Consider the following 2,306-nt stretch of genomic DNA (forward strand, 5'->3'; position numbering starts at 1 on the left):
ACAGGCAAGGACTCACGGTCAGCGCAATAGCGGTGAAACTTGGTAAAGACCGCAAGACCGTAAGAAAGTACTTGCGCATGGACAATCACCAATTCTTAAGGTATCTCGAACGGATGGCGGAACGCGGTAAGGCTTTTTCGATCTACAAGGACGAGATCCTCGAGATCTATCAGAAGAACCGCGAAGGGAGGACAGTCTACTCATCGTCCGTCCACGACTATTTAAGCGAGAAATACGGGGAGCTTCCGGGCTCGGACCGTACTTTGCGGAACTACCTGACGTATCTGAAGGCATCTGGTGCGATTAAGGAGGGCCTGTGTCGGGAATATCGCCCGGTGGAGCCTCTGGCCTACGGCAAGCAGGCGCAGATCGATTTTGGCGTAGAGACGACAAACATCGGCAAGGCTTGGTTCGTTGTCGTCGTGCTCTCACGAAGCCGTTACCGCTACGTAGCGGCCCAATCCAGGCCCTTTACCAGCGATGACGTGATCGGCCATCTTCTGGACGCCTTCGAGTTTTTCGGTGGTATCCCCGAAGAGCTCGTCTTAGATCAGGATCGGACGATGATTGTGGCGGAAAACCTTGGTGACCTCACAACGACAAAAGCCTTCGCTGCGTTCGTCACAGAACAGGGACTGCGGCTCCATGTCTGCCGTGCGGCCGATCCTGAATCGAAAGGGAAGGTCGAGAATGCCGTCAAATACGTCAAAACGAGCTATTTTTCGAGCCGCAACTTCGCGACCTTCGACGAACTCCAGGCCGGCATGCGCAAATGGCTCTTGCGAGTGAACGCAAAACTGAGCCAAGCCACGCGCCTCATGCCGCTCGCGGACTTCGAAGCGCACGAGAAACCAGCACTTCGGGCGCTACGGGCATCTATTTTTCGAACGGACATCGCATCGGGCTGTCGGGAGAGCCGTAAAGTGGATCAGAAAAGCCTCATATCGATCGCCGCGACCAGGTACTCGGTTCCGAGCGTGTACCGGCTCAACGAGGTCGAGATAGAGCGGAAGGACGGACTCGTCCTGGTATTCGATACGAAGACGGGTATCCAGATCGCGGCACATCGCGAAGCGGCGACGCCCGGCGGGACGGTGCTGGACAAGGCTCACTATCGCGATCGCGAAGGATCCCAGGAAACGCTCCGCGCGGATCTTGTCGCCGCGGTAGACGATATTCCCGAGTGGGGGATCTTCGTCGATGGCATCTATACCGAGTATCGACGCTACTTCCGGGAGCACGCTGACCGACTTCGGAAACTTCTCAAGCGCAACATCGACAGGGAGAAACTCGTGCTGGCATTGAAGTTCTGCCTGGATAGAGGCCTTGCAAGCGCCCAGGATCTCATCGACGCGGTCAATAGCACGACGCCAGTGCCCGAAGTGGCACCTTCACCGTACCGCGGTCTTCATCACACTAGAGATCTTCCGGTAGTTGCTACACGCTCGATCGGCGAATACCAGCGATTCCTCGACGCGCTCGTCGATGCGCAGGAGCACAAAGAATGAGCGCCCTCGCGGAATCCGCTCGTAAACTGGAGTCCCTGCGGCTTCGTGGCGCGTCGTCACGGCTTCCTGAACTTCTTGAACAGGCTGAAAGCGAGGGTATGACGTGCCTCGCCTTCCTCGAGACCCTCGTGGACGTCGAACTACAGGATCGCGGCGATAGACGCCTCAAACGCGGCCTCGCCATGGCCCATTTCCCCGTCGTAAAGCGCCTCGAGGATTTCAAACTCGGCCGGGTGGCGGGAATTGAAAAACGAGACCTCTCTGAGCTCGCCGAGTGCTCTTGGATCGACCGTCACGAGAACCTTCTGCTCTTCGGACCCCCTGGACTCGGGAAAACCCATCTCGCAATAGCCCTTGGCCATGTGGCCGTACGCAAAGGCTATTCGGTGTGTTACGAGCGCATGACCTCACTGGTGAAGCTCCTCGTGCGCTCCGACGCCGCACGTAGCGCACAGTTCAGGCTAAGTCGGCTCGCGAAGGCCAACCTCATGATCATCGATGAGATTGGCTACACCCCTATCGAGCGCAAGGAAGCCAATCTCTTTTTCACCTTCGTCTCGGATCTCTATGAACGTGCCTCTATCGTCGTGACGAGCAACAAAAACTTGAACTCCTGGTCAGAACTCATGGGCGACGAAGTCATGACCGCCGCCCTTCTGGATCGTCTCATGCATCACGCTAAGATATTTTCCCTGTCAGGGGAGTCATATCGCATCTCAGCAAAAAAGGAGGAATAACCCTTTACAAGGTGGGGATTCCTAGTTGCAAAATAGTGGGGAATTCTACTTGCCATTTCCA

General features: G+C 56.3%; 2 protein-coding genes. Both read left to right on the top strand.

The genetic code is table 11. The features are described from left to right. The coding region (gene istA, locus WBH99_RS04765; RefSeq protein WP_424218968.1) for an IS21 family transposase at positions 1-1,508 on the top strand (1,508 nt) is incomplete at its 5' end. Continuing rightward, positions 1,505-2,245, top strand: coding sequence for an IS21-like element helper ATPase IstB (gene istB, locus WBH99_RS04770; protein WP_424218969.1), 741 nt, complete (start codon positions 1,505-1,507; stop codon positions 2,243-2,245). The genes istA and istB, both read left to right, overlap by 4 nt. Positions 2,246-2,306: the final 61 nt, after the last annotated feature.

Origin of the sequence: Azovibrio sp. (assembly GCF_049658005.1) — a bacterium.
Classification (GTDB): domain Bacteria; phylum Pseudomonadota; class Gammaproteobacteria; order Burkholderiales; family Rhodocyclaceae; genus Azovibrio.